This window comes from Phytobacter sp. RSE-02, assembly GCF_040578655.1.
Taxonomy (GTDB): Bacteria; Pseudomonadota; Gammaproteobacteria; order Enterobacterales; family Enterobacteriaceae; genus Phytobacter; species Phytobacter diazotrophicus.
Map to the genome: position 1 here is coordinate 14,382 of NZ_JBEULY010000013.1, position 21,820 is coordinate 36,201.

Sequence of the window (21,820 nt, forward strand, 5' to 3'; positions counted from 1 at the left end):
ATGATTTATATTTCTGCCGTTGGCATCATTAATGCGCTCGGAAAAACGTCGGCCGAGGTTGCAGACAATCTGGTGCGCGGCGTTTCACCAGGGATGCACCCACGCAAGGACTGGCTAGTGAACCAGCCAGATGCCGTACTGGCAGGTGTGGATGGCGAGTTGCCCGCAATACCCGATGCTTTTTCTGCCCACCGTACGCGCAATAACCAACTTTTATTGGCCGCGCTGGCACAAATCCAACCGAAGGTGGAAGACGCCATCGCCCAATATGGACGAGAACGCGTTGGGGTGGTGTTGGGTACCAGCACCTCCGGGCTGAATGAAGGGGACGAGCATGTTAATTTACGTCTCAACAACGAACCCAGCCTGCACTGGCAATATCCGCAGCAGGAGCTTGGTGACCCCTCGCGTTTTCTCAGCCGCTGGCTGGCACTGGAAGGCCCGGCGTATACGTTGTCTACCGCCTGCTCTTCCAGCGCCCGTGCCATTATCAGCGGTCGCCGCCTGATCGAGGCCGGACTGGCAGATGCCGTTATCGTCGGCGGTTCAGATACACTGAGCCGCATGCCGGTCAACGGTTTCAATAGTCTGGAGGCGTTATCGCCCACACGTTGTCTTCCTTTCGCGCGCGACCGCAGCGGCATTACCATCGGTGAAGGCGCGGCGCTGATGCTGCTCACCCGAGAACCACAGCCTGTCGCGCTGCTTGGCGTTGGCGAGTCGAGTGACGCCTGGCATATCTCCGCGCCGCATCCTGAAGGTGAAGGGGCTATCCGCGCCATTAAGCAGGCGCTGGCAGATGCAGGAATACAACCGGACGAGGTCGGCTACATCAATTTGCACGGCACGGCGACCACACTCAACGATCAGATAGAGTCGAAAGTTATTCACGATCTGTTTGGCGAAAGCGTACCTTGCAGCTCCACCAAACATTTAACCGGACACACGCTGGGGGCCGCAGGCATTATCGAAGCCGCCATCAGCATGCTTATCCTGCAGTTGAACCTTCCGCTGCCGCCGCAGGATTTTTCCCTCTCGCCTATTGATCCGGCGCTGCCCGCCTGTGGCATTTTACGCCAGCCTCAACCGCTGACGCGCCCGGTGATTTTGTCTAATTCGTTCGCCTTTGGCGGTAATAACGCCAGTATTCTGCTGGGGAGGATCGTATGAGCCCTTATCTCCCCCCTTCAGAGTACCTGCCACACGATGCGCCGATGATGCTGCTCGAAGAGGTTATCGATGTCACCGACAGTTCGACGCATTGCCGGGTGAGCGTTACAGATGACAGCGTACTGGCCCCCTTTATTGATGCGCAGGGTAATCTGCCAGGCTGGTTCGCACTGGAACTGATGGCGCAAACTGTTGGCGTCTGGTCTGGCTGGCATCGTCGGCAAAATGGTCAGCAGGCCATCACGCTGGGAATGATGCTGGGCGCCCGCGAATTTATCTGCGCCAGGGGGATTCTTCCCGCCGGAGCGACACTGGACATTGATGTTAAGTTGCTGATGCAGGACGAACGTTTCGCCAGTTTTGATTGCGCCATTTTCGTAGGTGATGAGCGCGTGGCCACCGGTCGCGTCAATACCTTCCAGCCTACGCCAGAAGAATTAACTTCGCTTTTTAATCAGGGAGATACACCATGATTCGTTCCGTTCTGGTTACTGGAGCCAGTAAAGGTATTGGGCGAGCGATTGCCTGCCAGCTTGCCGCTGATGGTTTTGTTATCGGCGTGCATTATCACCGGGATGAGACGGGAGCAAAAGAGACACTGGCAGCGATTGAAAACGCGGACGGACAGGGACGCTTGCTCTGTTTTGACGTCGGCGATCGCCAGCAATCCAGAGACATTATTGAGGACGATATTGCCCGTCATGGCGCGTGGTACGGCATTGTGAGCAACGCGGGTATCGCCCGTGATGGGGCATTTCCGGCGCTAAGCGAAGAAGACTGGGACAGTGTTATCCACACTAACCTCGACAGTTTTTATAACGTCATTCACCCCTGCATTATGCCGATGATTGGCCTACGCAAAGGGGGGCGAATTATTACTCTGTCGTCGGTTTCTGGCGTGATGGGCAATCGGGGACAGGTGAATTACAGCGCCGCAAAGGCAGGCATTATCGGGGCGACAAAAGCTCTGGCGATTGAGCTGGCAAAGCGAAAAATCACCGTGAACTGTATCGCGCCGGGGCTGATCGATACCGGCATGATTGAAATGGAAGAAGCGGCGCTGAACGAAGCGATGGCTATGATCCCCATGAAACGTATGGGCCAGGCGGCAGAAGTTGCCGGACTGGCCAGCTATTTGATGTCAGATATTGCGGGTTATGTGACCCGCCAGGTTATTTCCATCAATGGAGGAATGTTATGACACGTCGCGTTGTGATTACGGGCATGGGCGGCGTGACTGCCTTCGGCGAGAACTGGGAGAGTGTTTCAAAACGTCTGCTGACCAATGAAAATGCGGTGCGCAAAATGCCGGAGTGGCAAGTTTACGACGGGCTGCATACGCTGCTGGGCGCTCCGATTGATGACTTTACGCTACCGGAACACTATACGCGCAAGCGTATCCGCGCCATGGGCCGCGTCTCGCTATTTTCCACCCGAGCCACGGAGCTGGCGCTGGAGCAGGCGGGATTGATTGATGATCCGGTGCTGACCAACGGTCAGACAGGCATTGCCTACGGGTCGTCAACCGGCAGTACGGGGCCGGTAAGTGAATTCGCCACCATGCTGACGGAAAAACACACCAACAACATCACTGGCACCACCTATGTACAGATGATGCCGCACACCACCGCTGTTAATACGGGCCTGTTTTTCGGTCTGCGTGGTCGCGTGATTCCCACCTCCAGCGCCTGCACCTCTGGCAGCCAGGCCATTGGTTATGCCTGGGAAGCCATTCGCCATGGTTATCAGACGGTGATGGTGGCTGGTGGTGCAGAAGAACTCTGCCCTTCAGAAGCGGCTGTCTTTGATACGTTATTCGCCACCAGCCAACGCAACGACGCACCAAAAACCACACCATCGCCGTTCGACCAACAGCGCGACGGCCTGGTGATCGGTGAAGGCGCGGGTACCCTGATCCTTGAAGAACTTGAACACGCCAAAGCCCGTGGCGCCACGATTTACGGTGAAATAGTGGGCTTTGCCACCAACTGCGATGCGGCGCATATCACGCAGCCCCAGAAAGAAACCATGCAAATTTGCATGGAACAGGCGCTGAATATTGCCGGATTAAGCCCGCTGGATATGGGATACATTTCCGCTCACGGCACCGCCACAGACAGGGGTGATCTTGCTGAAAGTCAGGCAACCGCGGCCATTTTCGGCGAAAACGTCCCTATTTCTTCGTTAAAAAGCTATTTTGGTCATACTCTGGGTGCCTGTGGCGCACTGGAAGCCTGGATGAGTTTGCAGATGATGCGGGAAGGCTGGTTTGCTCCCACGATCAACCTGCAACAACCGGATGAGCGCTGCGGTGCGCTGGATTACATCATGGGCGAAGCACGCCGCATCGACTGCGAATATCTGCAAAGCAACAACTTTGCATTCGGCGGGATCAACACATCCATCATCATCAAGCGCTGGGCCTGATAATGCTGCGCGTGGGCATGGGGAAAGTGTCGGTGCTTAGTGAAATGGCGCCTCCGGCACTGTGTCAACAGGTGCCGGAGAGGTCTCACCGTGCCTCCTGGCTTGCAGGGCGCGTACTGCTCAGCACCCTGCTCTCCCCGGCCTGCGTCCCGGCTATCGTTTATGGACCCAATGGCAAGCCGTACTTCGAAGAAAACATTCCGCTATGGTTTAACATCAGCCATAGCGGCGATGACATTGCGATAGTGGTTAGCGATGAGGGGGAAGTCGGCTGCGACCTTGAAGTCATACGTCCCAAAAATAACGTGCAGCGGATTGCCCATGCGATGTTCACTCAAGCGGAACAGCAGCAGCTTGCCTCTGCGGATGAAGCGCAGCAGTCCTGCATATTCTGGCGAATCTGGACGCGCAAAGAAGCCATCTTAAAACAGTGTGGCAGCAGCGTCTGGCAAATGAACACTCTGGACAGCCATGAAGGGCTTTTTATTAGCCAGTTTTGTCTGGCAGATTCACTTGTTCTGGCCGTTTGCACCGCCCACGCGCACCAACTCACCCCTCGCGATTTCTCCTTTCCGGGCTGTGACGCGCTTCTTCCGACAGATAAGATCATCCGTCTCCAGTAATCGCTGGGTCTTCAAGATTTATTCCGTAGACGGGGCAACAGAACGCTCAGCGGCCCGTTCGTTACGCTGATTTCGACAGATGAGTGCCAGTTTTGACCGTACGTTTAAAAGCCCCGCCTCACCTGGCGGGGCGACATTGTGGCTGTTAGCGTTAGCGGAACACGGAAATGGCTTCTGCCAGGCGTGTCACCTGACTGTTCAACCGATCTGACGCTTCTGCGCCCTCCTGAACACGGTCGGCATTTTGGTGGGTGAGTTTATCGAGCTCTTCTACCGCCAGACTCATTTGGCTTATTGCCGACGCCTGTTCAGACGTCGCCTGACTGATATGCTCTATCAACTGAGTGACATGTTTAACCTTGCCGACAATCTCCTGCATTGCTTTCCCGGCGTCATCGGCCAATTGACTACCGGAGCGAACCTGCGTCACGCTGGACTCGATTAGCGCTTTGATTTCGCTGGCTGCGCTGGCGCTACGCTGGGCAAGAATGCGCACTTCACCGGCCACCACGGCAAAACCTTTTCCCTGTTCACCCGCTCGTGCGGCTTCCACTGCGGCATTCAGTGCGAGGATGTTGGTCTGGAAGGCAATACTGTCGATAATACTGGTAATACTGGCGATTTGATCTGAGCTGGAGCCAATATTGCCCATCATCTCAATCATGCCGCTCATCACTTTACCGCCCTGCTCAGCCGCTTCACGCGCACCCTTTGATAAGGCACTGGCTTCGGCGGCGGTAAGGGTATTGCTTTTTACTGTGGCCGCCAGCTCATTCATTGTCGCAGCAGTTTGCTGCACATTCGCCGCCGCCTGATCCGTCTGGCGGCTCAGGCTATCGTTTCCTTTACATAAGGCATCCGCTGCATTCAGCACGCTCACGGCCTGACTACTGACATCGTTGATCAGCCATCGGAACATCAGCCCAAGTTGGCCGATGGCCCGCAGAGTAACGCCGACTTCGTCGATGCGTTTCGGTTGTTCAACCTGCTGCGTTTCCCCCGTCGCCACCTGCAGGGCCTGATGACACAAACGCTCGACGGGGCGCACAATTTGCATTTCCAGCCATGCCATCAATGCCAGAAGCAGGACGGCCATCGCCCCGGTAAACATGCCCATTTGTCCAGGCGCGAACTGACATAACATCCCGACGAGAATGCTCACTAAAAAGGTCGTCATTAACGCCGATCGAAGCCGCCAGCGTAATGGCATAGTCACAAACAACGAGCGCCAGCGCATAAATCCTTTGCGAATGATCAACCCCTTGAAAAGGCGCTTACTGTTTGCCCCACCCTCACGAAACTGACGATACAGCGTTTCTGCACTGGCGACTTCGTCGGCATCAGGCCTGGTGCGTACCGACATATATCCCTTCACATTACCTTTGCGGATGATCGGGATTGCGTTGGCGCGAACCCAATAATGATCGCCATTTTTGCAGCGGTTTTTTACCAGTCCGCTCCATGGTTCTCCCTGCTTCAGGGTAAACCACATATCTGCGAATGCGTGCGGCGGCATATCAGGATGACGAACCAGATTATGCGGTTGCCCCTCAAGTTCACTGAGCGAAAAACCAGACACCTCAATAAAGGCATCATTAGCGTAATTAATATAACTCTCAGGATCTGTTGTAGACATTAACGTCGCATCATTATCAAAAATGCGTTCTTGCTGTGTTACAGGGTGATTCTCACGCATAGAATGTATTCCCCATAAAGCTTAAGAGAGTTTAATTTATATTGAAGGCCTGTCGTTATGTTGAAAGAATCGAGATAAACGCAATAAAATTATGCTATTGAAATAAAATAGCCATTATTCTCAGCATAGTTCACAAACAGATTTTATCACTACAAAACGCCACTTCTATAATCTACGACAATTATTTTCATTTAAAAAAACTAAGCTTGCTTATCATTCTTCTGTCAGTAAATGCCACTTTCCTGAGGAAAAGAAAATTAAACACAAACCCTAAAGCAAATTATTAACGCTATTTTTAATTAATATTTTAGAGAGACTGAATTATATTTTTAAGTACGCTTCAATTAACGGTGGGTTATTTTGGTTAAGTATGGGAGCTATTGCTCCCATACTTATAAGGCAGGCAGCGAGATAAACCAGAATTATCCGGCATGGTCCTCATGAGAAGACTCGCTATTGGCTTGATTTATAATAGCTTTAGCCATCCACTGTACGTTATCAATGACTTGTTGATTGTCCATGCCCCAGATATCTTTCATCACCAGAAAGACTTCCGAACCGTACAATAACGAAAAGGCGGCAATAACTTTGCGATACATCTCGGGGGAATATTTGTCCTTCACCGGTTCCATTACGCGAGCGAGCGTCGCTTTACGATTACCACGGACCAGCTTTTTTTCCATTTTATCCGGGGAGTGACGCTCAAGCGCCCATTGCTGTAATGAAACAAGCAGCGCGGCGCGCAAGGCACCTTCATGGCGAAACATTTCCGGGAACGCGAAATCAAACAACTCGGCAATACGTTCACCGACTTTATCATCACTTTTGGGCTTCCATTCCCGAATAGTTTCCAGACTCGCGCCAACGGCAGCAGCAATAAGATCGCTTTGGGTGGGGAAGTAACGATAAGCCGTTGCCCGTGAAACACCCGCTTCGGTGGCTAGCTTTGAAATGGAGGGGATCTCCCCTTTTTCAAACAAAAATAACGCCTTATTCATTAGCAAATCATACGTTTTCTTGCGTGTTACAGATGGCTCCAAAGCTTCCTCTCCATACATCATGACTTTCCCAACCACACCCGTTGTAACACAAACATAGCAAATCAACACTCGCCCATCCAGGCGGTGCGAAATGCAAAATCATGATCGGCTAAGAAATTAATTACCTTAAAAAACATGTGGTTAATTTTAACATCAAAAATTATTTGAGACAACCGTCTCATTTATGCTAGTTTTTTTGAGACGGTCGTCTCAATCACTGCTACATTTTTTGAGACGGCAGTCTCAATCGTTGTCACACCAAATGCATTTCACTCTTCCGAATCTGAAATACTCGTTCGTTACAAAAGTGAGTTTAGTTAAGGAGAACACGTGAGCAAAGACAATGGCTACATATACGTCGTAACAACTCTTGACACGAAAAGCACGGAAGCTTTTTACGTTAAGTCGTTAATAAAAAAAACAGGCGCCGATGCCCTCATCGTTGACCTGACGACAGTAGCTGATAGCTCCGCAAGACGTGCGGATATTTCAGCAACTACCGTGGCCCGCTTTCACCCTGAGGGAGAAAGTGCTGTCTTTTGTGGTGACAGAGGAAAAGCGATCACCGCAATGTCTCTCGCCTTTGAACTGTTCTTAAAAAGCCGTGAAGATGTGCTTGGGATAATCGGCTTAGGGGGGTCTGGCAATACCGCGTTAATTACGCCAGCTATGCAGGCTCTGCCGATTGGTATTCCCAAACTGATGGTGTCAACCATGGCATCCGGAGACGTGTCCGGTTATATCGGCGCCAGCGATATCGCCATTATGAACTCCGTCACCGATATTTCAGGCTTAAACCGAATATCCCGCAAAGTTTTAAAAAGCGCAGCTAATCAGATTGCCGGTGCGGTGGTGTTCTATCAGGACGACAACGAAGCCGTCACGGATAAACCCGCCATTGGTCTGACGATGTTCGGCGTCACCACGCCCTGCGTACAGCAAATCACACAAAAATTAGAAAACGATTATGACTGTCTGGTTTTCCATGCCACCGGTAGCGGGGGTAAAGCAATGGAAAAGCTGGCAGATAACCACTTATTACACAGCGTACTGGATATCAGCACCACCGAAGTATGCGACTTCTTATTTGGCGGCGTTCTGGCCTGTAGTGATGACCGCTTCGGCGCGATCGCCCGCTCTAAAATCCCGTATATCGGCTCTTGCGGGGCACTTGATATGGTTAATTTTGGGTCCCGATCTTCGGTACCCGAGCACTATCGGGGTCGTCGGCTTTATCAGCACAACCCACAAGTAACATTGATGCGCACAACACCAGAGGAAAACGGCAAGATGGGGACGTGGATTGCCGAGCGTTTAAATCGATGTGAGGGAGAAGTCAGATTTGCTATCCCCATGGGCGGTTTTTCTGCCCTGGACAATGTTGGTGGGGATTTCTGGGATCCAGAAGCAGATCGGGCTTTTCTCGATGCGTTTAAGGCAACATTTATCGAAACGCCGCACCGTAAACTGATCGTCAGCTCACACCACATCAATTCTGCCGAATTTAATCAGCTACTTATAAATTTACATAAAGAATTAATTCACTAAAGACGGAATTAAAGCCATGAAACATACGCGTGAAGGATTATTGCAAAAATTTCATCAGATGATTGCCCGGGGGGAACCCATCATCGGCGGCGGAGCGGGCACAGGTTTGTCGGCAAAATGCGAAGAGGCCGGGGGCATCGATCTGATTGTTATCTATAACTCTGGACGTTACCGCATGGCGGGCCGTGGTTCATTAGCCGGTCTGCTGGCTTACGGCAACGCCAATGAAATTGTTATGGATATGGCAAAAGAAGTGCTGCCGGTCACCAAGAAAACGCCTGTCCTGGCGGGTGTAAACGGTACCGATCCCTTCTGCCAGTTTGATAAGTTTCTGGATGATATTAAAGCGATTGGCTTTGCAGGCGTACAAAACTTCCCAACCGTGGGACTGATCGACGGTAATTTCCGGGCCAATCTTGAGGAGACCGGAATGGGATACGCGTTAGAAGTGGATATGATTCGTCTGGCGCATGAAAAAGGCCTGTTCACGACACCTTATGTCTTTAGCCGCGATGATGCCATTGCGATGACCGAAGCTGGTGCAGACATTATTGTGCCGCATATGGGGTTAACCACCGGGGGGAATATCGGCGCGGAAACGGCTCTCACCCTGAAAGACTGCGTGCCATTAATTAATGACTGGGCGAAAGCGGCAAAAGCAGTGCGTCCGGATGTTATCGTCCTGTGTCACGGCGGCCCCATTGCGACACCAGAAGATGCGAAATTCATTTTAGAGAACTGCCCGGAATGTAACGGCTTCTATGGCGCCAGCTCTATGGAGCGCCTGCCGACTGAAATAGCATTAACTGAGACCACAAGGCAATTTAAAGCAATAAGAAACTGATCGGGAGCACGTGTAGCCTGATAATCGATCCACCTTTTACCGGGGTTTGTATATGCACCCCGGTTTTTTATTGCCTGTTATTTCCACGGCCCGACATCACGCTACATTCAATTGACCATGTTTCTCATGCACCGGCGACAGCAGGCTTGCCAGAATAAACACCGGGTAATATCACGTCAGGAAGCGGGAGGTGTAAGAGGCTGAATCTCCTTATTGTTAACCCAGCCGCGAATCGTTTTCCCTGTTCCACTAATAAACTCAATTTGCGTCCAGCCCGCTTGCGACCGCATAGTCAGGTTGCGTATCAAAAGGGAAATAGACGGAGCAGGCAAGATAGCGGAAGACAGTAAAACAGAAAGAGATTCAAGGATTAGCTGCGCTTGAGCAAACTGAAAGTGTAATTGCAACTTATGGAGCGGGTGAAGGGAATCGAACCCTCTCGTCTAACCATATGAATTGTGAATCAAAATAAGAAATCGCGGTACTTATCCCGGTAGTTGGTAGCGGTAGATTACAAGGTAATTACCATGCCAATCAAGAAGACTTCTTACCTTTATGCAAACAAGGATGGGATATTCATTTTTCAAATCTATGTCCCGGTGTATATGCGCCACTTGTGGGGCGGGCGACGTTCGCTCAAGAAATCGACAGGCACGCGGGACATCATGCAAGCGCGTATTTTCCGTGACCAATATCTATTAGAGTTTCGTAAGCTACAGCTAATGATGAAACCGGATAACCCCATTAACCGGATTCATTCTGCTATTTCAGATCTTCACTTACTGGCGGGAATATCCAGCGACATTACCGCGCCCGCAACAATTCCGGCAGAACGAGGAAAACCAGCATCACCCAAATTGACAGACGTCAGTAAAGAATATGCGGAGCAATATAAAGCTCGACGCTCTTATTCTACGTTGAGCAAATCAGTTCGCGCTGTATCGGCATTCACTAATTCAATCAAGCGCCCAACCATTACTATAAACGGAATCGGGCGGCGTCTCGTCTCTGACTTTCTGGAAGCGAATCAAGATAAGTTTTCCCGCCAGACGCTACAAAACTGGCTAACCTGCTTAGGAACGCTGTATGACTTCGCCCGGCGTAAATATGACAATATCGCCCCGGATAATCCCTTTCACGGCCACAATCTGGAAGCCCGTCAGACGAATGAAAGTTATCAACCCTTTGAACCGCACCAGCTAAAGGCATTAATAAAAGAGGCAGGTAGCGAGATACAGGACGTAATCATAATCGGCTTGTATTCCGGTATGCGTCTCGACGAAATCGCCAGCATCAAACGAGATGAGATTGTCACAGTTGAAGGGATACGGTGCTTCTACGTCAGCAAATCTAAAACTAAAGCGGGTGTAAGGCACGTCCCTATTCACTCGCTGTTAATCGGCATTGTTGATAAATACCTTTCGCAGAACAACGGAGAATTCCTGCTGCCCCAATCGAACAAGATTAGACGCGCCGATGGTAAGCGTGGCCCGTGGTACTCGCAGGCATTCACACGGCTACGCCGTCATGTGCTGCCAACGGCCACAGATCGCCAATGCTTCCACTCTCTGCGTGGTCACTTTATCACTTGTTTAGACAGAGCAGGAGTACCAGAACAGCGCATAGGAGCCATTACAGGACACACTGAACAAAAAGCCAAAACGGAAGCATTCAGGACGTACTCGCGCGGTGCGGGAATGAAGGAGTTATCAGAGTATGTCGAATTGGTAGGATATGATATTTAAAATAAACAAAAAAAGGTGCCTTAAGGCACCTTTAATCGGCATCAGAGAGCACCATCTGCTTTCTGAATAAATTCATCAATTTGCTTCCATATGAATCGCATTTGAGCTTTATCGAACTTCTGGGACTTGTCGCCAAAAATATCACAATGGTCGAGCATAAATTTCATATCAGCATAAGGATGCTCACCTTCAACCTCATGAAATTTAATAATTATTAACGGGTCATTATCACCGTCAATTAACCTTGCATGAAAAAGACCGATATAATAGGGACTAATCGCACCACGATCATTGATGCTGGAATCTTTTATCAGGCCGAAAGCACGATCCTCTTTGGTCTGGTATACTTCAATGTAACCACGATCTTTCCAGAGAGTCATAAGGGCAACAATTTCTGTTGCCCATTCTGTCGGATCATATCCGAATTGCTTGCTGATCACTGAGAAAAGGCTGTTAACCTTTACATCAGATATGTAAGTTCTCTCTAGAGGTTGCTGCAAAGCGCTCATTGGTTTCCTTGAAAAAGTCGATCAGCGCTTGTTCTTGTTCTTTTGGTGCTCCAGAAAAGGACTTACTGCTCACCTTGTCTGAAAGTGCAACAAGGGAAGCGACGAAGTTTTTCTTGTCACGTTCAAGGATCATATTCGCCTCCATTGGTTGATAGAAATGCCGAACACACGCTCAACAATTATTTTATGCTCAGCCTACGCAATCTACGTCAATCCGTCAAGAATTGTTTTAAATATAGGCAAGTAACAAGGCAGCCACAACAACGCATAACATAATGAAAATAAAAGAAATAATCTCACCACTCATGTTATTTTGGATAAGTAACGCCCAATCCCTTGTATTGTCGGCGGTAGGCAGGTAGCATGACGAGCATGCTACCTCGTGAGAGCCCGCACAAATTCCCTACATAACAACCACCTTCCGCCGCATTGGCCGAACGATGAACCACAGCTCGCACACGCCCAGTTCGATGACAGTGATCCAGCACAGCAGACGCAAGGCGCAACGGCTTACCCGTTATAGCACAGCGGCGGTATTGATAATTCCAAAGGAAGACACGAACAGCAGCCACATCAGCGCGGCGCAGTTCCAGCCTGCCGGGGCTATTCAGCACAATGTTATAAACATCCTCAAAAGCATCAGCGTATTTAACCCGGTCAGCCAGAGACATATTGCCAAGAAGCTCAAGATAACCGCGCAGTGCTTTTCTCAATTTCTGTTCAAGAGTCGCCATTATATATTTCTCCATGCAACCAGCGCTCTAAATCCTCGCCATCACGGTCAGCACGCTTGCAGGCTTCAAACTCTTCCCGCTGGCGCAGCTTAAGCAGTGCGCCGAGTTCAGACGCCATCGAATAGACCAGCTCATCACTGATACCGTTGCGGCGCACCAGTCCCAGCAGCTCACGAAACTTAGCTTCAAGCTCAGGCGTCCCGGCATCTGCCACCCATTGTTTCAGGTCAGCAAGTGCGCCCGTCATCGGCGGCGGGTCAATGTACCGCCACCGTAATTTAATCGTTGTTACCATTGCCCTTCTCCTCGTCATTAACTGGGTGGGTTTGCCGAAACCGCTCAACCGTCAGCCCCTCACGAGCTGCGGCCATCTCTTCCCGGCGTTCGCCTTCAAATTTCACAGCAGCATCTTTCCAGCAGAGTAAAAAGAAGATAGTCAGCACCTGCTTGCTGTTTCCCTCCAGCAGTTCACCAAGCCTCTGAGCAAGCAGACATGCACACCATGCAACGGCGTGTTCAGTCAGGGAACCAACAGAGGGGACAGGAGCACCAAGCAATGCCGCAAGCTGGCACATGATTCCATCAGCATCACCCGGTTGTAACCGTGGGACGGTCACGCGCTGCGCTTCGGCCAGCAGTTCGGCGTAACGCTGGCGGCGCGGGTCATCTTCGGCCAGCGGCTTAATCGGCTTTTCATCAGCCATTAATTACCTCTATGAAATTTAAGCAGCCCTTAATAAGTCGACTGGCGTTGATGGGTGGTGTATGCGTTTTGCAGCGAGGTAGGCCGCTCGTGCTGCCGCCTCAGTGGTGAACAAGCCGAGGTGATGGCGCACACCGCCAACGCGAATGTAAGCCTCCCACCTGCCAGAGCAGGAATGGCGGCTATATCCCTTCGCTTTGCGGTAGTTGTGCTGATTCTCCTGCGGTGTAACGGCGCGGAGGTTAATCAGTCGATTGTCATCACGTATGCCGTTGATGTGGTCGGTTTGCATCCCAACAGGGATACCACCATTAGCAATGATGAAGGCCACGCGATGCGCATAGAGCATGTGTGTCTTTCCGTCGATGCGGACAGACACGCGCCTATACCCGGCGCTGTCCGTTGCCGTGTCGGCCAGTTCCCCGGCGTTAACGTAAATCCGCTTATTGGTTCCAACCCGATCTACTGCATGGAACAGGCGGCCAGTCTCCGCATCGTACCGAAACAAAGAGCACAACAACTCCGGGGCATAAGCGTCAATATTCATGGCTCAGCCCCTGTTGCTACGCAGCTTGTCGAAAATTGATAACGCAGTCAGGGCGACGCAGCCCAATATTGAACAGGCGATATGAGTCCATAACCATCGCCATCTCGCGTTCGTCATCCCAAGTGCGATTGATGACGCTCTGCGCTTCTACCGTCAACAGTACGGAGGAAGGTTTAAACAGCGTTGCCCTGGTCAGTGCTTCTTCTGCGGTCACATCATAATCAGCGCCCAGCTCATGCCCGGTAATGGATTCCTGCGGGTAGCGGTTCAGCTCAATGATACGCACGCCAGCGACATAGCCAACACGACGCCATGCGTAATCGTTGCCACTATCCCGGCTATAGCGCACGTTCATCAGCTTCTTATGTTCCATCAGGATGCTGAACCAAGCCGGGTCGATAAGCAGTACCAGCTCCGCCACCGGAATATCTTTCTCAGTAAGGAACCGATTAACAGCGGCTTTAATAGCGTGAACCAGTTCGTTAGCCGCATCCTCTTCGCTCCCCTCTGTCAGGTCGAGCGAGACAACATTATCCGTCAGCGGGTTAAACGTTGGTTGCAGTGTCGGCGGCGGTACAAAGTCAGTCGCTTTGATTAGCTGTATGGTGTGCGCTTCGTCGTAGAACTTAGCGTGAGCAGTACCGATATTGCGGCTCAGCTCTGCGCGAAATGTGGGTGCTGTCCAATCGTCCTGATAGTCAATCGGGATACGAATGTACGATACAGTGTCAACCGAGATAATCAGCTTGTCCGACTTAACAGCGGTTGGTTGCAGTGACTCACCACGCGAGCGGCCTTTCACTTCCAGATCTCCGCTCAGGCGGTCTACACGATACTGATTGCTGTTTTTCAGCGGCTTGTATGTGCTCAGCCCTTCGGCCAGAAATACAGATTTGGCTTCAAGACGCGTCTGAACATCACGGTCATAAGCTTCAATGTGAATATCGTTGTCGGATTCCACACCGCCATAATGGGGGCGGAACTGGTCAGGCGAATAAATGTTATCGGCCATATGTAAAACTCCTACGTAGGTTGTGCCAGTGGATTCACTGACGAGATAAGCCCGGCCATCGTCATACGTAATCCTCCCGCCGTGGCAGGATTCAAAGCGATGGGAAATAAGGGTTAAAACGAACTATCGATATTTAGTCTCGGAGTACCCGAAACTGGCTTTGCGAGGCCAGAGCTGGCGCGGTTCTCAGGGGTTAGTGCGCGTGAAGTAAGGCGAACGTATTACCTTGCATTAGTGCGCACTCATATGCGCCATGTTCACCACCTTACGCACAGAGGTTTCAGATACGCCAACCTTGCTGGCGATGTAACTGTTCTTCTGGCCTTTTGCAGATCGATCGATAATCTCAGCGCGTATCGCCTCAGTGATCACCTTGCGGGGTCTGGCTCGGTTCTTCTCGTGCCGTTCACGTTCGCGCAGCCTTTCGGCCATCTTCGGCGGCAGCTCCGGGGACAGGCCACGGCTAACGCCAGAGGTGCGGGTGTCGGACGTGGCAGACCGTGCAACGATATAAACCGCTTCGTCTGGATTGAAAGCGTGCTGCACACGCTCAGGGTAAACGTGGTCATATCTACCCAGCGGCAAGGCAAAATCCGGGCGCACGTCAGCGACACGCTCCACGGCATGGAAATTACAGGTACTCATTACGAACCTCGATTAATAAAGGACAGGCTTTCAGATGCCGCGCAGAATGCGGCTTACGGGGACTCATGCGCATAGATTGGTATGGTAGTACCGGGTTGGTGTGCACTCAGTCTTGCAGGGCGCATTCCACCGTTGGGCGTTAGCGGCCAGCACGTTTGCCAGCGGAGCGCTGTGCAACCAGAGCGCGGTATTGCTGGTCGTACTGGCGATGGCCGGGGCCATACCCTGATTGTTGCGCCCACTGTGAAAGCTGGTCATACGCTGCGATAAACTCGGCATGAGACATACCGACAGGTTGCGCTGCGGGCTGACCGTATGGGTTCCCCTGCGACGGGACATAACCAGTGACAGAGCCAGCAGCCATACGCTCTTGCAGGTACTGAACCGCACGCGACATCTGCGCGGGGTCGCCAGACATGACCAGCCTTTCAAGGGTGGATTGAGTCCCGGCATCGAGAGTGCCAGCGTATTGCAGCATGGCGTCAAAGCTACCCTGCCCTAACTGGCTTTCAACTGACTGGTGGAATTGACCAATCAGGCTTTGCATCTCGGCGGTGTACTCGACAGTCGTCCCATCCATCAGGGGAATGGTATCCCCAACCTGAATAGTTACATCGGCGTTCTGGTCTTGTTGGTTCGCGATATTGCCATTGTTCCACTGCCCGCCATCGTTGCCGTTAACGGGCTGCGTTTTCAGGAAACCAGCATCAGCAGGGGCGGAGCTAAAGCGGGACGCGCCATTATCAGCCCCGGCAGGCGGGGCGGCATATGGTGATTGCGAAGCACCTGCGCCAGCGTCGGAAAGGTACGGGTTTTGTTGATTGTCAGCCATAGTTAGGCAACCTCTTTAACAAGAATGGATTTCTGCGCCAGTTCCAGCAGCAGCATGTGAACAGGAATGCAGCGCTCCGGGATGCGTTTCAGGCCGTGAATCATTTTGTTAACATCCTGACGGTCAACCTGATAGGCGCGGGCGATATCCACCTGACGCATGTCGAGAGTCGCGGAAATGAACTTCAATTGCTGCCCGGCTTCTACAGCGGTGCGCGGTTGCACCAAGACGATTGTCTTAGCGGCACTATCTAAAATATTCATGATAAATTCCTTAGGGATAGTTAACTGGTCAAAGCAGGCCACGGCTGCGGAGCCAGCGGCGTTCACCCACTGAGCCGCGTGGACGCTGGCGGCGTCCACGGGCGGTGGCTGGCTGTTCGGATGCAGCTTCGCCAGTCAAGTTCTGCGTCAGGATGCCCCAGTCACGCGACTGCATGGGGGCATAACCTTCTTGTTGTTCGTCCAGATTCGCATACCGGGCAGGATCAAATGCCGGGTTAATGATTTCGTTGTTGTCGCTCTCGTCCATCATGCGGCCTTATTTAACTTTGAGTTAATGGATTCCAGAATGTCGGGATAACTCCAGCGATTACGCAGGCAGCGCTGCGCATGGGCGATGGCTTCTACAGGCACCCCCAGCTTTTCGGCAATCTCGGCAGCAGGCCAGCCAAAGCGCTCTAACTTGTGGATTTCGTCAAGGTCGGCACTGAACAGGCGACGCACTGCTTTCACTTTCTCCGTCTTCGCTTTGACTGGTTTTGGTGCTGGGTGCGTATGGGCGTTCTGGAAGCGGGAATGCGTGATAGCTAACACAGTGGCCGGACGAATTAACATATCGCGGGCGATTGCATATTCAGTATCCCAGTGCCCCTTGCCGGGCTGATAGCGACGGCGGATAGTGTCGTATTCTTGCAGGGTGATATCAGCGTCATCCTTCCACTGGTCAGCGAGGTCGGCCACATATTGGCCTTTGATTACTAAGTCCACATCTACTAGGTCAAATCCGGTTGCAGCAACAATCTCGCTCAGGTTCAGCAGCTCGCGTTTGGCGAGTGTGTTAATACGCTGGATTTCGGTCAGCGTCAGCGGGGTCTTATTGGTGGTCGTCATATGTATAAACTCCATCAAATGAAATTTGGTCTTCAATTAGTGTGCGGATGAGGTCAAGGCTCGATGCTGTATGGACACCGCCGCCACGGCGGGCGTCGTCGTACAGAGCTTTGGCTTGGCGCTGGTACTTCTCAGGCAGGGTGGAAAACCACTGGCGGAATTGATGTGGCTGCAAAATCAATCTTCCTCTTCGTCAGGGAACACAGAATTGAAACTGGTGTCGGGCGCTTCGGCGGAACTTTGCTTAAGGAAGTTAACCGTGCTCGACAATTCAGCAGCCACCATCCGGGACTCGCCGGATGCATCGTCTTTCAGGCGACGAATGAGGGCATCTTGCAGAAGGCATTTAATCAACCAAGCATCACGTTGAAACTCAGCATCAGTTTTCATTGGTATCTCCATTGAGTTGCAGCAGGCCGAGCACCCGCAAATGTTGAACAGCCTCGCGATGCACAGGCTTCGGCAGAAACAGACGGCGCATCACAGCGGCGTAAATTTCATCAGCAGTCTTGCGCTCCGGGCGCGCCCGTCCGTCGAACACTTCCGACGCCAGCCGCCAAGTCGGCCACAGGCGGGAGCCGTCCGGGCGCTTCATCCTGTTCAGCACAGATGCCAAAACTTCCCACAGCTCACAGCCGTTCGTTACGCAGTAGTGCAACAGCGGCGTGCCAGCCCGGCGTAAAACGGCTTCCCGGTTCAGGGTCTGAATATGGCGTTCGGCCAGTCCGTCAAAGGAATACCCGTTCAGGGCATATGCCAGTTGTGCATTAATCAGGGCGTCTGAACGCCCCGCGCTATGCAGCGCGGTTTCATCAGGCATAAGGATTTCTCCAGAAAGGAACTTAAATAGGCGAGCTAAACCGCTCAGAGATAGCGGGAGATATAGCCCCAATTGCAATTTTCAGGGCGGTAGAAGTAAGCCAGCTCATCAGGCACACCGGACGGCACAGGGGCAGCATCGGCATCGTAAACAATTGGGTCGCCGTACAACGCCAGCTCAGACCATAGCAGGAAAGCGCGGGCTGGCTCACCATCGCGACCAGCGCGACCAACCATCTGAACGAGGTCGGCGATGTCTTCGGGTACATAAGTGACGATGACGTTACGCACGTCAGGGATATCAGCGCCGAGGCCAAATGCTTTGGTCGCCACCAGAACAGCGCCCGGCGTTGAGGCGAACCACTCAGCGTTAGCGTGCCGCTGGTCGCGGCTCAGTCGCTCAACGTCAGAATGATAAGGCCGTGCGCGGCCTCCCAGTTCAGCGAGATAGGCGTACAGCATCTTTATGCTGTCCACCATAATCAAAACTTTCTCATCCTCCGGCAGAGTATTAACCAGACCAACAGCAGCCCGGCGCTGAATTGCGCATTGCCGGACAGGAATCAACAGGATGTTCTCTCTTGAAACGTCAGCCCGAAAGGTGAGGAACCCGCCACGACAACCCAACTCTTTCATCAGGTTAGCCTCATGCCCTTTTGGCAGGGTCGCGGTGAATGCACACCGCTGCGCTTTAGGGAAAGCATTTTGCAGGGAGGGCGTCCCGAAATTCCCAATCGTCCACCGTGTGGACTTCATCAATGATAATTCTGTCCACGCCGTAAACCATCAGTGCAGCAAACACTTGGCTTGATGGCACAAGATGTTCTGGAGAAATGACAGCGACACGGAAAGCGCCAGCAGCAATTCCGGCCAGTTGCTGCGCGTTGCGGCGCTTCGGCAGCTTATCGCCAAAGGCCACGGCGTGAACGTCAATGTCGCGCAGGTGCTGGAGAAGCTGGCGCTTCAATGTGTTCGTTGGAACCACAACCACAGTCAGACCAACGCCAGCGCGAGATTCATAAAATAACGGATACGTAAACACTGCCGTTTTACCAAACCCGGTCGGAAGAACAGCAAGCACATCCCGACCATGACGGAAAACAGCTTCGGCCACGTCCATCTGCCCCGGTCGCCAGTCCAATTTTATCGAACCATCAGAATCAAGCGGCGGCAGTAAAGCAGAGGTTGCATAGCGGTCGCACTGTGTCAGCGCTTTAAATTCGTATGACTCAGTTGTCAGTGGCGGGACGGTCGGCGGCAACGTCGAACCACCTGCATCACAGTGCAGATTCTTCGTGTTGAAATTGTCATCAACGGACTTAGGTGCCCCGCACCATAATTGACGAAACGCAGGGCTGTCACCCAGTCGGTCGAAGTCATCACGGCGCATCGCTTCCAGTTTATTCATGCCACGATTGATGCGGCGGATGGTCTTCTCATCACAAATCAGGAATTCGCGGCAGGCTTTGAGAAAAGCATTCTGTCCAGTGGTCGATTCCGGAATGGAGTGTTCGCGCGGTTTAAGTGCAGCGTCATCGACACGAACGCCGGGGAAGTCTGGCGACAGTGGGTCAGCGTACCGGGCAGGTGCATCGGACAGCCATTGCTCAAGCTCGGCGCGTCGGCAGTGAATCGCGTCTCCGGGCTGGATAACCAGACGAGTATCAGCATCCGCTCGCTTACTGCGACCAATCCCGTTGAGCGCTTTCCACTCTTTGAAAAGCATCAATCGCCCGTCACCGTGATAGAGAAATTCCCCGGAACGCTCATCATAAGCGGCGCGTAAAACACCACCATCAACTTTCTTTAACTTGGCGTGAACAAGCCCGCGAGACAATAGTTCGTTGGGTGTTAGGTCAGCATCCTGCATTAAATCAGCGTCGGCAGCCAGCGTAAGCAGGCGGTTTAATGTTGTTGGCATATTAAAAATCTCCAAGAAATTAAGGTAAGTTTAGGTCGATATAAAAGGGGGCATTGGTGGCGGCAGCAGCACCAGCCGCAAAGCAACGGCGTAGTACCGTCTCTCTTCTGTAGTTGCTTTTTATGTAGCGGGCAGCGTCAGCAGCACTATCCGGCGAACCGTTCTCCAGCGTGGTAACTTTCATGCATGCAAATCCCGGACAGCCCTTGTGGCGTCCGGCGTGACATAAGATTGGCGGTAGGATTACTGGCACCGTGGAATGTGGCGCGGCTGGGAGCGGCATTGTGAGTACCACTTTCCATAGTAGTTGCTTTCATTGTCAGTGATGCTATTCGGGGTATGTCTTCCCACAGTAGAAACCTTTAAAGGCATACCGCGTTGTAGCCAGCGATCTATCTGCGTTATCAGAATGCTAATCAGTAGGGCAATAAGGGACGGAAAAGTTGGTGATTTGCGTTACCGTCTATCTTTAGTAGTGACCTTTATAATTATTAATAAATACAGATGGTTATAATTACTAATGGTATTGAGTAAGACTTCATAATTTAACTTATTGTATTTAAATATAAATAATCACAATTAAGGTATTTGATAGTTAGCTCACTACTCTATCCCCGCCGTGTTGCCTGCCACGGCAAGCACGGTTGCGTAGAGTGGCCGAGCATCACAGCGGGCGAAGACCGGGAATGAGCCAAAGGCGATGGAGCGGGCTGGAGCATAGCGAGAAGCGCAGCACCGTTGAGAGGTCTGGAGACGGCGGAACGTCTCCGGCTTTAGGGGAAAGCGGCGTCACTAAGGCGCAGCATTTACCATCTGAGAGATGATACCGGATAAGGGAGACATACGTAATTGTTACCTGAGTGATCACTCATTTATTCAATAATTATATTTAAATACAACCAGTTGTAATCTTAGGTGTGGTAACAGATACCTATGTAACCCTTCCCCGCCCCCATCCGGGAATTATTCAGTGATCGCTCACTTTCATAATCAATGAGTAAACTCATCCTTTGACAGGGCTAAAGCCCCGCCATCGTCTTCGTGTACTCACCGCCAGTAAAACGAAACAACACAATAAAATTAGTAAGTTATGGCATCGTTAACAACTTAGTACATTGATATACATATAAAAGCTGTAGGTCATCCATCACCCACAGCCCAGCAACGGCCAGTAATAACGCCCTGTAAGGGTGTAGGCCATCACTCCGTTAGGCTGGAGGCCAGCTCTCGCTTGATACGGTAGAAGGTCGCACGGCTTATCCCAGCAGCTTTCATGATGCGTTCGGGTTTCACACCCTGCCCCAGCATATCGCGGACAGCTTCACGGGCGCTCTCGTCCTTAGACTTCCCGTTATATTTCCCCTCAGCTTTAGCACGCTCGATGCCCTGCGCTTGGCGTACTCTGCGTGTCTCATAGTCCACTCGTGCCATCGTAGCGAGGATATCGATCAGCATTGCGTTAACAGCTCTCAGAATGCCCTCTGTAAGCTCTGACGCCGTGTCGTTCAGTAGTTGCCATGAGGTTGGCAGGTCAACGGCAACGATCACCAGTCCCTTATCCTGAATCCTCTGTTTCAGGGTCGCCCATTCCTTTTGCGTAAGGCGGCTTAGCCTGTCGATGCTCTCGACAAGCAAGACCTCTCCGGCCTGCGCATCATCCAGCAGGCGCATCAGTTCAGGGCGAGCGAGCCTCGCACCGCTGGCGTTCTCGATGTACTCAGCCCGTACAGGCCAGCCCCGATCACTGGCGAACTCTCGCAGCAAGCCCAGCGCCCTGTCTGCGTGTTGCTCTCCTGTACTGGCGCGGCAATAGATAAGCGCATTGTGTTCCATGCTTCCCCTCCTAAGTCTCAATGAAATATCACAGCAAGACCTATAAGAGATCACATCAAT

At 51.9% G+C, this 21,820-nt stretch carries 29 protein-coding genes; 8 read left to right on the forward strand and 21 right to left on the reverse strand.

Annotated elements, in window-relative coordinates; translation table 11 throughout:
• Genes ABU190_RS21605 through acpT form a run of 5 tightly spaced genes read left to right on the forward strand, consistent with a single transcriptional unit; the run spans window position 1 to window position 4,220 of the window.
• Complete coding sequence (locus tag ABU190_RS21605; RefSeq protein ID WP_354692358.1) at window positions 1-1,170, forward strand: beta-ketoacyl-[acyl-carrier-protein] synthase family protein; 1,170 nt, start codon at window positions 1-3, stop codon at window positions 1,168-1,170.
• Window positions 1,167-1,643, forward strand: a complete 477-nt coding sequence (locus ABU190_RS21610; protein ID WP_354692359.1) for a 3-hydroxy-fatty acyl-ACP dehydratase — start codon at window positions 1,167-1,169, stop codon at window positions 1,641-1,643. Before ABU190_RS21605 ends, ABU190_RS21610 begins: the two co-directional genes overlap by 4 nt.
• On the forward strand, window positions 1,640-2,371 hold the full coding sequence (locus ABU190_RS21615; protein WP_354692360.1) for a 3-ketoacyl-ACP reductase FabG2: 732 nt from the start codon (window positions 1,640-1,642) through the stop codon (window positions 2,369-2,371). Before ABU190_RS21610 ends, ABU190_RS21615 begins: the two co-directional genes overlap by 4 nt.
• Entirely contained in the window at window positions 2,368-3,597 is a 1,230-nt protein-coding gene (locus ABU190_RS21620; protein ID WP_354692361.1) for a beta-ketoacyl-ACP synthase, read from the forward strand. The genes ABU190_RS21615 and ABU190_RS21620 overlap by 4 nt, the downstream gene beginning before the upstream one ends.
• A 2-nt stretch (window positions 3,598-3,599) precedes the next feature.
• Window positions 3,600-4,220: a 4'-phosphopantetheinyl transferase AcpT gene (gene acpT, locus ABU190_RS21625; protein ID WP_354692362.1), complete on the forward strand. Its 621-nt coding sequence runs from the start codon at window positions 3,600-3,602 to the stop codon at window positions 4,218-4,220.
• Window positions 4,221-4,371: 151 nt separating this feature from the next.
• Here the strand turns inward: acpT and ABU190_RS21630 are convergent, their stop codons facing one another.
• Window positions 4,372-5,916, reverse strand: coding sequence for a methyl-accepting chemotaxis protein (locus tag ABU190_RS21630; RefSeq protein WP_354692363.1), 1,545 nt, complete (start codon window positions 5,914-5,916; stop codon window positions 4,372-4,374).
• 422 nt (window positions 5,917-6,338) lie between these two features.
• Window positions 6,339-6,977 carry a TetR/AcrR family transcriptional regulator gene (locus ABU190_RS21635; protein ID WP_354692411.1) on the reverse strand — a complete coding sequence of 213 codons (639 nt, stop codon included), beginning with the start codon at window positions 6,975-6,977 and terminating at the stop codon, window positions 6,339-6,341.
• A gap of 309 nt (window positions 6,978-7,286) precedes the next feature.
• On the opposite strand from ABU190_RS21635, the gene ABU190_RS21640 reads away from it, so the two are divergent.
• The 3 genes from ABU190_RS21640 to ABU190_RS21650 all read left to right on the forward strand — a co-directional run bounded on the left by ABU190_RS21640 (window position 7,287) and on the right by ABU190_RS21650 (window position 11,093).
• On the forward strand, window positions 7,287-8,504 hold the full coding sequence (locus ABU190_RS21640) for a Tm-1-like ATP-binding domain-containing protein (protein ID WP_354692364.1): 1,218 nt from the start codon (window positions 7,287-7,289) through the stop codon (window positions 8,502-8,504).
• 16 nt (window positions 8,505-8,520) lie between these two features.
• Window positions 8,521-9,348, forward strand: a complete 828-nt coding sequence (locus ABU190_RS21645; protein ID WP_039077962.1) for a phosphoenolpyruvate hydrolase family protein — start codon at window positions 8,521-8,523, stop codon at window positions 9,346-9,348.
• 527 nt (window positions 9,349-9,875) lie between these two features.
• Window positions 9,876-11,093, forward strand: coding sequence for a tyrosine-type recombinase/integrase (locus ABU190_RS21650; RefSeq protein WP_354692365.1), 1,218 nt, complete (start codon window positions 9,876-9,878; stop codon window positions 11,091-11,093).
• A gap of 41 nt (window positions 11,094-11,134) precedes the next feature.
• Here ABU190_RS21650 and ABU190_RS21655 read toward each other — a convergent pair whose 3' ends face one another.
• The 19 genes from ABU190_RS21655 to ABU190_RS21745 all read right to left on the reverse strand — a co-directional run bounded on the left by ABU190_RS21655 (window position 11,135) and on the right by ABU190_RS21745 (window position 21,760).
• Window positions 11,135-11,602 carry a hypothetical protein gene (locus tag ABU190_RS21655; RefSeq protein WP_354692366.1) on the reverse strand — a complete coding sequence of 156 codons (468 nt, stop codon included), beginning with the start codon at window positions 11,600-11,602 and terminating at the stop codon, window positions 11,135-11,137.
• Window positions 11,559-11,735: a hypothetical protein gene (locus ABU190_RS21660; RefSeq protein ID WP_354692367.1), complete on the reverse strand. Its 177-nt coding sequence runs from the start codon at window positions 11,733-11,735 to the stop codon at window positions 11,559-11,561. The genes ABU190_RS21655 and ABU190_RS21660 overlap by 44 nt, the downstream gene beginning before the upstream one ends.
• A 175-nt stretch (window positions 11,736-11,910) precedes the next feature.
• Window positions 11,911-12,339 (reverse strand): endonuclease domain-containing protein, encoded by a 429-nt coding sequence (locus tag ABU190_RS21665; protein WP_354692412.1) that lies wholly within the window; start codon window positions 12,337-12,339, stop codon window positions 11,911-11,913.
• Window positions 12,323-12,631: a hypothetical protein gene (locus ABU190_RS21670; protein ID WP_354692368.1), complete on the reverse strand. Its 309-nt coding sequence runs from the start codon at window positions 12,629-12,631 to the stop codon at window positions 12,323-12,325. Before ABU190_RS21670 ends, ABU190_RS21665 begins: the two co-directional genes overlap by 17 nt.
• Window positions 12,615-13,040 (reverse strand): hypothetical protein, encoded by a 426-nt coding sequence (locus ABU190_RS21675; protein WP_354692369.1) that lies wholly within the window; start codon window positions 13,038-13,040, stop codon window positions 12,615-12,617. Before ABU190_RS21675 ends, ABU190_RS21670 begins: the two co-directional genes overlap by 17 nt.
• 18 nt (window positions 13,041-13,058) lie before the next feature.
• Window positions 13,059-13,586, reverse strand: a complete 528-nt coding sequence (locus ABU190_RS21680) for an HNH endonuclease signature motif containing protein (RefSeq protein WP_354692370.1) — start codon at window positions 13,584-13,586, stop codon at window positions 13,059-13,061.
• A gap of 16 nt (window positions 13,587-13,602) precedes the next feature.
• Window positions 13,603-14,598 (reverse strand): capsid protein, encoded by a 996-nt coding sequence (locus ABU190_RS21685; RefSeq protein WP_354692371.1) that lies wholly within the window; start codon window positions 14,596-14,598, stop codon window positions 13,603-13,605.
• A gap of 231 nt (window positions 14,599-14,829) precedes the next feature.
• Window positions 14,830-15,243, reverse strand: coding sequence for a hypothetical protein (locus ABU190_RS21690; protein WP_160890538.1), 414 nt, complete (start codon window positions 15,241-15,243; stop codon window positions 14,830-14,832).
• A 139-nt stretch (window positions 15,244-15,382) separates the two neighbouring features.
• Complete coding sequence (locus tag ABU190_RS21695; protein WP_354692372.1) at window positions 15,383-16,075, reverse strand: hypothetical protein; 693 nt, start codon at window positions 16,073-16,075, stop codon at window positions 15,383-15,385.
• Window positions 16,076-16,077: 2 nt separating this feature from the next.
• Complete coding sequence (locus ABU190_RS21700) at window positions 16,078-16,338, reverse strand: hypothetical protein (RefSeq protein ID WP_354692373.1); 261 nt, start codon at window positions 16,336-16,338, stop codon at window positions 16,078-16,080.
• 28 nt (window positions 16,339-16,366) lie between these two features.
• A complete protein-coding gene (locus ABU190_RS21705; protein ID WP_354692374.1) occupies window positions 16,367-16,609 on the reverse strand; it encodes a hypothetical protein in 243 nt (80 codons plus the stop codon).
• On the reverse strand, window positions 16,606-17,187 hold the full coding sequence (locus ABU190_RS21710; RefSeq protein WP_354692375.1) for a hypothetical protein: 582 nt from the start codon (window positions 17,185-17,187) through the stop codon (window positions 16,606-16,608). Before ABU190_RS21710 ends, ABU190_RS21705 begins: the two co-directional genes overlap by 4 nt.
• The gene (locus ABU190_RS21715; RefSeq protein WP_354692376.1) at window positions 17,171-17,362 is read right to left on the reverse strand and encodes a hypothetical protein; all 192 of its coding nucleotides are present in this window, start codon (window positions 17,360-17,362) and stop codon (window positions 17,171-17,173) included. Before ABU190_RS21715 ends, ABU190_RS21710 begins: the two co-directional genes overlap by 17 nt.
• 2 nt (window positions 17,363-17,364) lie before the next feature.
• On the reverse strand, window positions 17,365-17,577 hold the full coding sequence (locus ABU190_RS21720; protein ID WP_354692377.1) for a hypothetical protein: 213 nt from the start codon (window positions 17,575-17,577) through the stop codon (window positions 17,365-17,367).
• Window positions 17,567-18,007: a hypothetical protein gene (locus ABU190_RS21725; protein WP_354692378.1), complete on the reverse strand. Its 441-nt coding sequence runs from the start codon at window positions 18,005-18,007 to the stop codon at window positions 17,567-17,569. The genes ABU190_RS21720 and ABU190_RS21725 overlap by 11 nt, the downstream gene beginning before the upstream one ends.
• Before the next feature lie 44 nt (window positions 18,008-18,051).
• A complete protein-coding gene (locus ABU190_RS21730) occupies window positions 18,052-18,762 on the reverse strand; it encodes a helicase-related protein (protein WP_354692379.1) in 711 nt (236 codons plus the stop codon).
• Window positions 18,698-19,927 carry a DEAD/DEAH box helicase gene (locus ABU190_RS21735; RefSeq protein WP_354692380.1) on the reverse strand — a complete coding sequence of 410 codons (1,230 nt, stop codon included), beginning with the start codon at window positions 19,925-19,927 and terminating at the stop codon, window positions 18,698-18,700. The genes ABU190_RS21730 and ABU190_RS21735 overlap by 65 nt, the downstream gene beginning before the upstream one ends.
• A 19-nt stretch (window positions 19,928-19,946) precedes the next feature.
• Window positions 19,947-20,111 (reverse strand): hypothetical protein, encoded by a 165-nt coding sequence (locus ABU190_RS21740; protein ID WP_354692381.1) that lies wholly within the window; start codon window positions 20,109-20,111, stop codon window positions 19,947-19,949.
• A gap of 1,016 nt (window positions 20,112-21,127) precedes the next feature.
• Window positions 21,128-21,760: a recombinase family protein gene (locus tag ABU190_RS21745; RefSeq protein WP_354692382.1), complete on the reverse strand. Its 633-nt coding sequence runs from the start codon at window positions 21,758-21,760 to the stop codon at window positions 21,128-21,130.
• Window positions 21,761-21,820 lie beyond the last annotated feature (60 nt).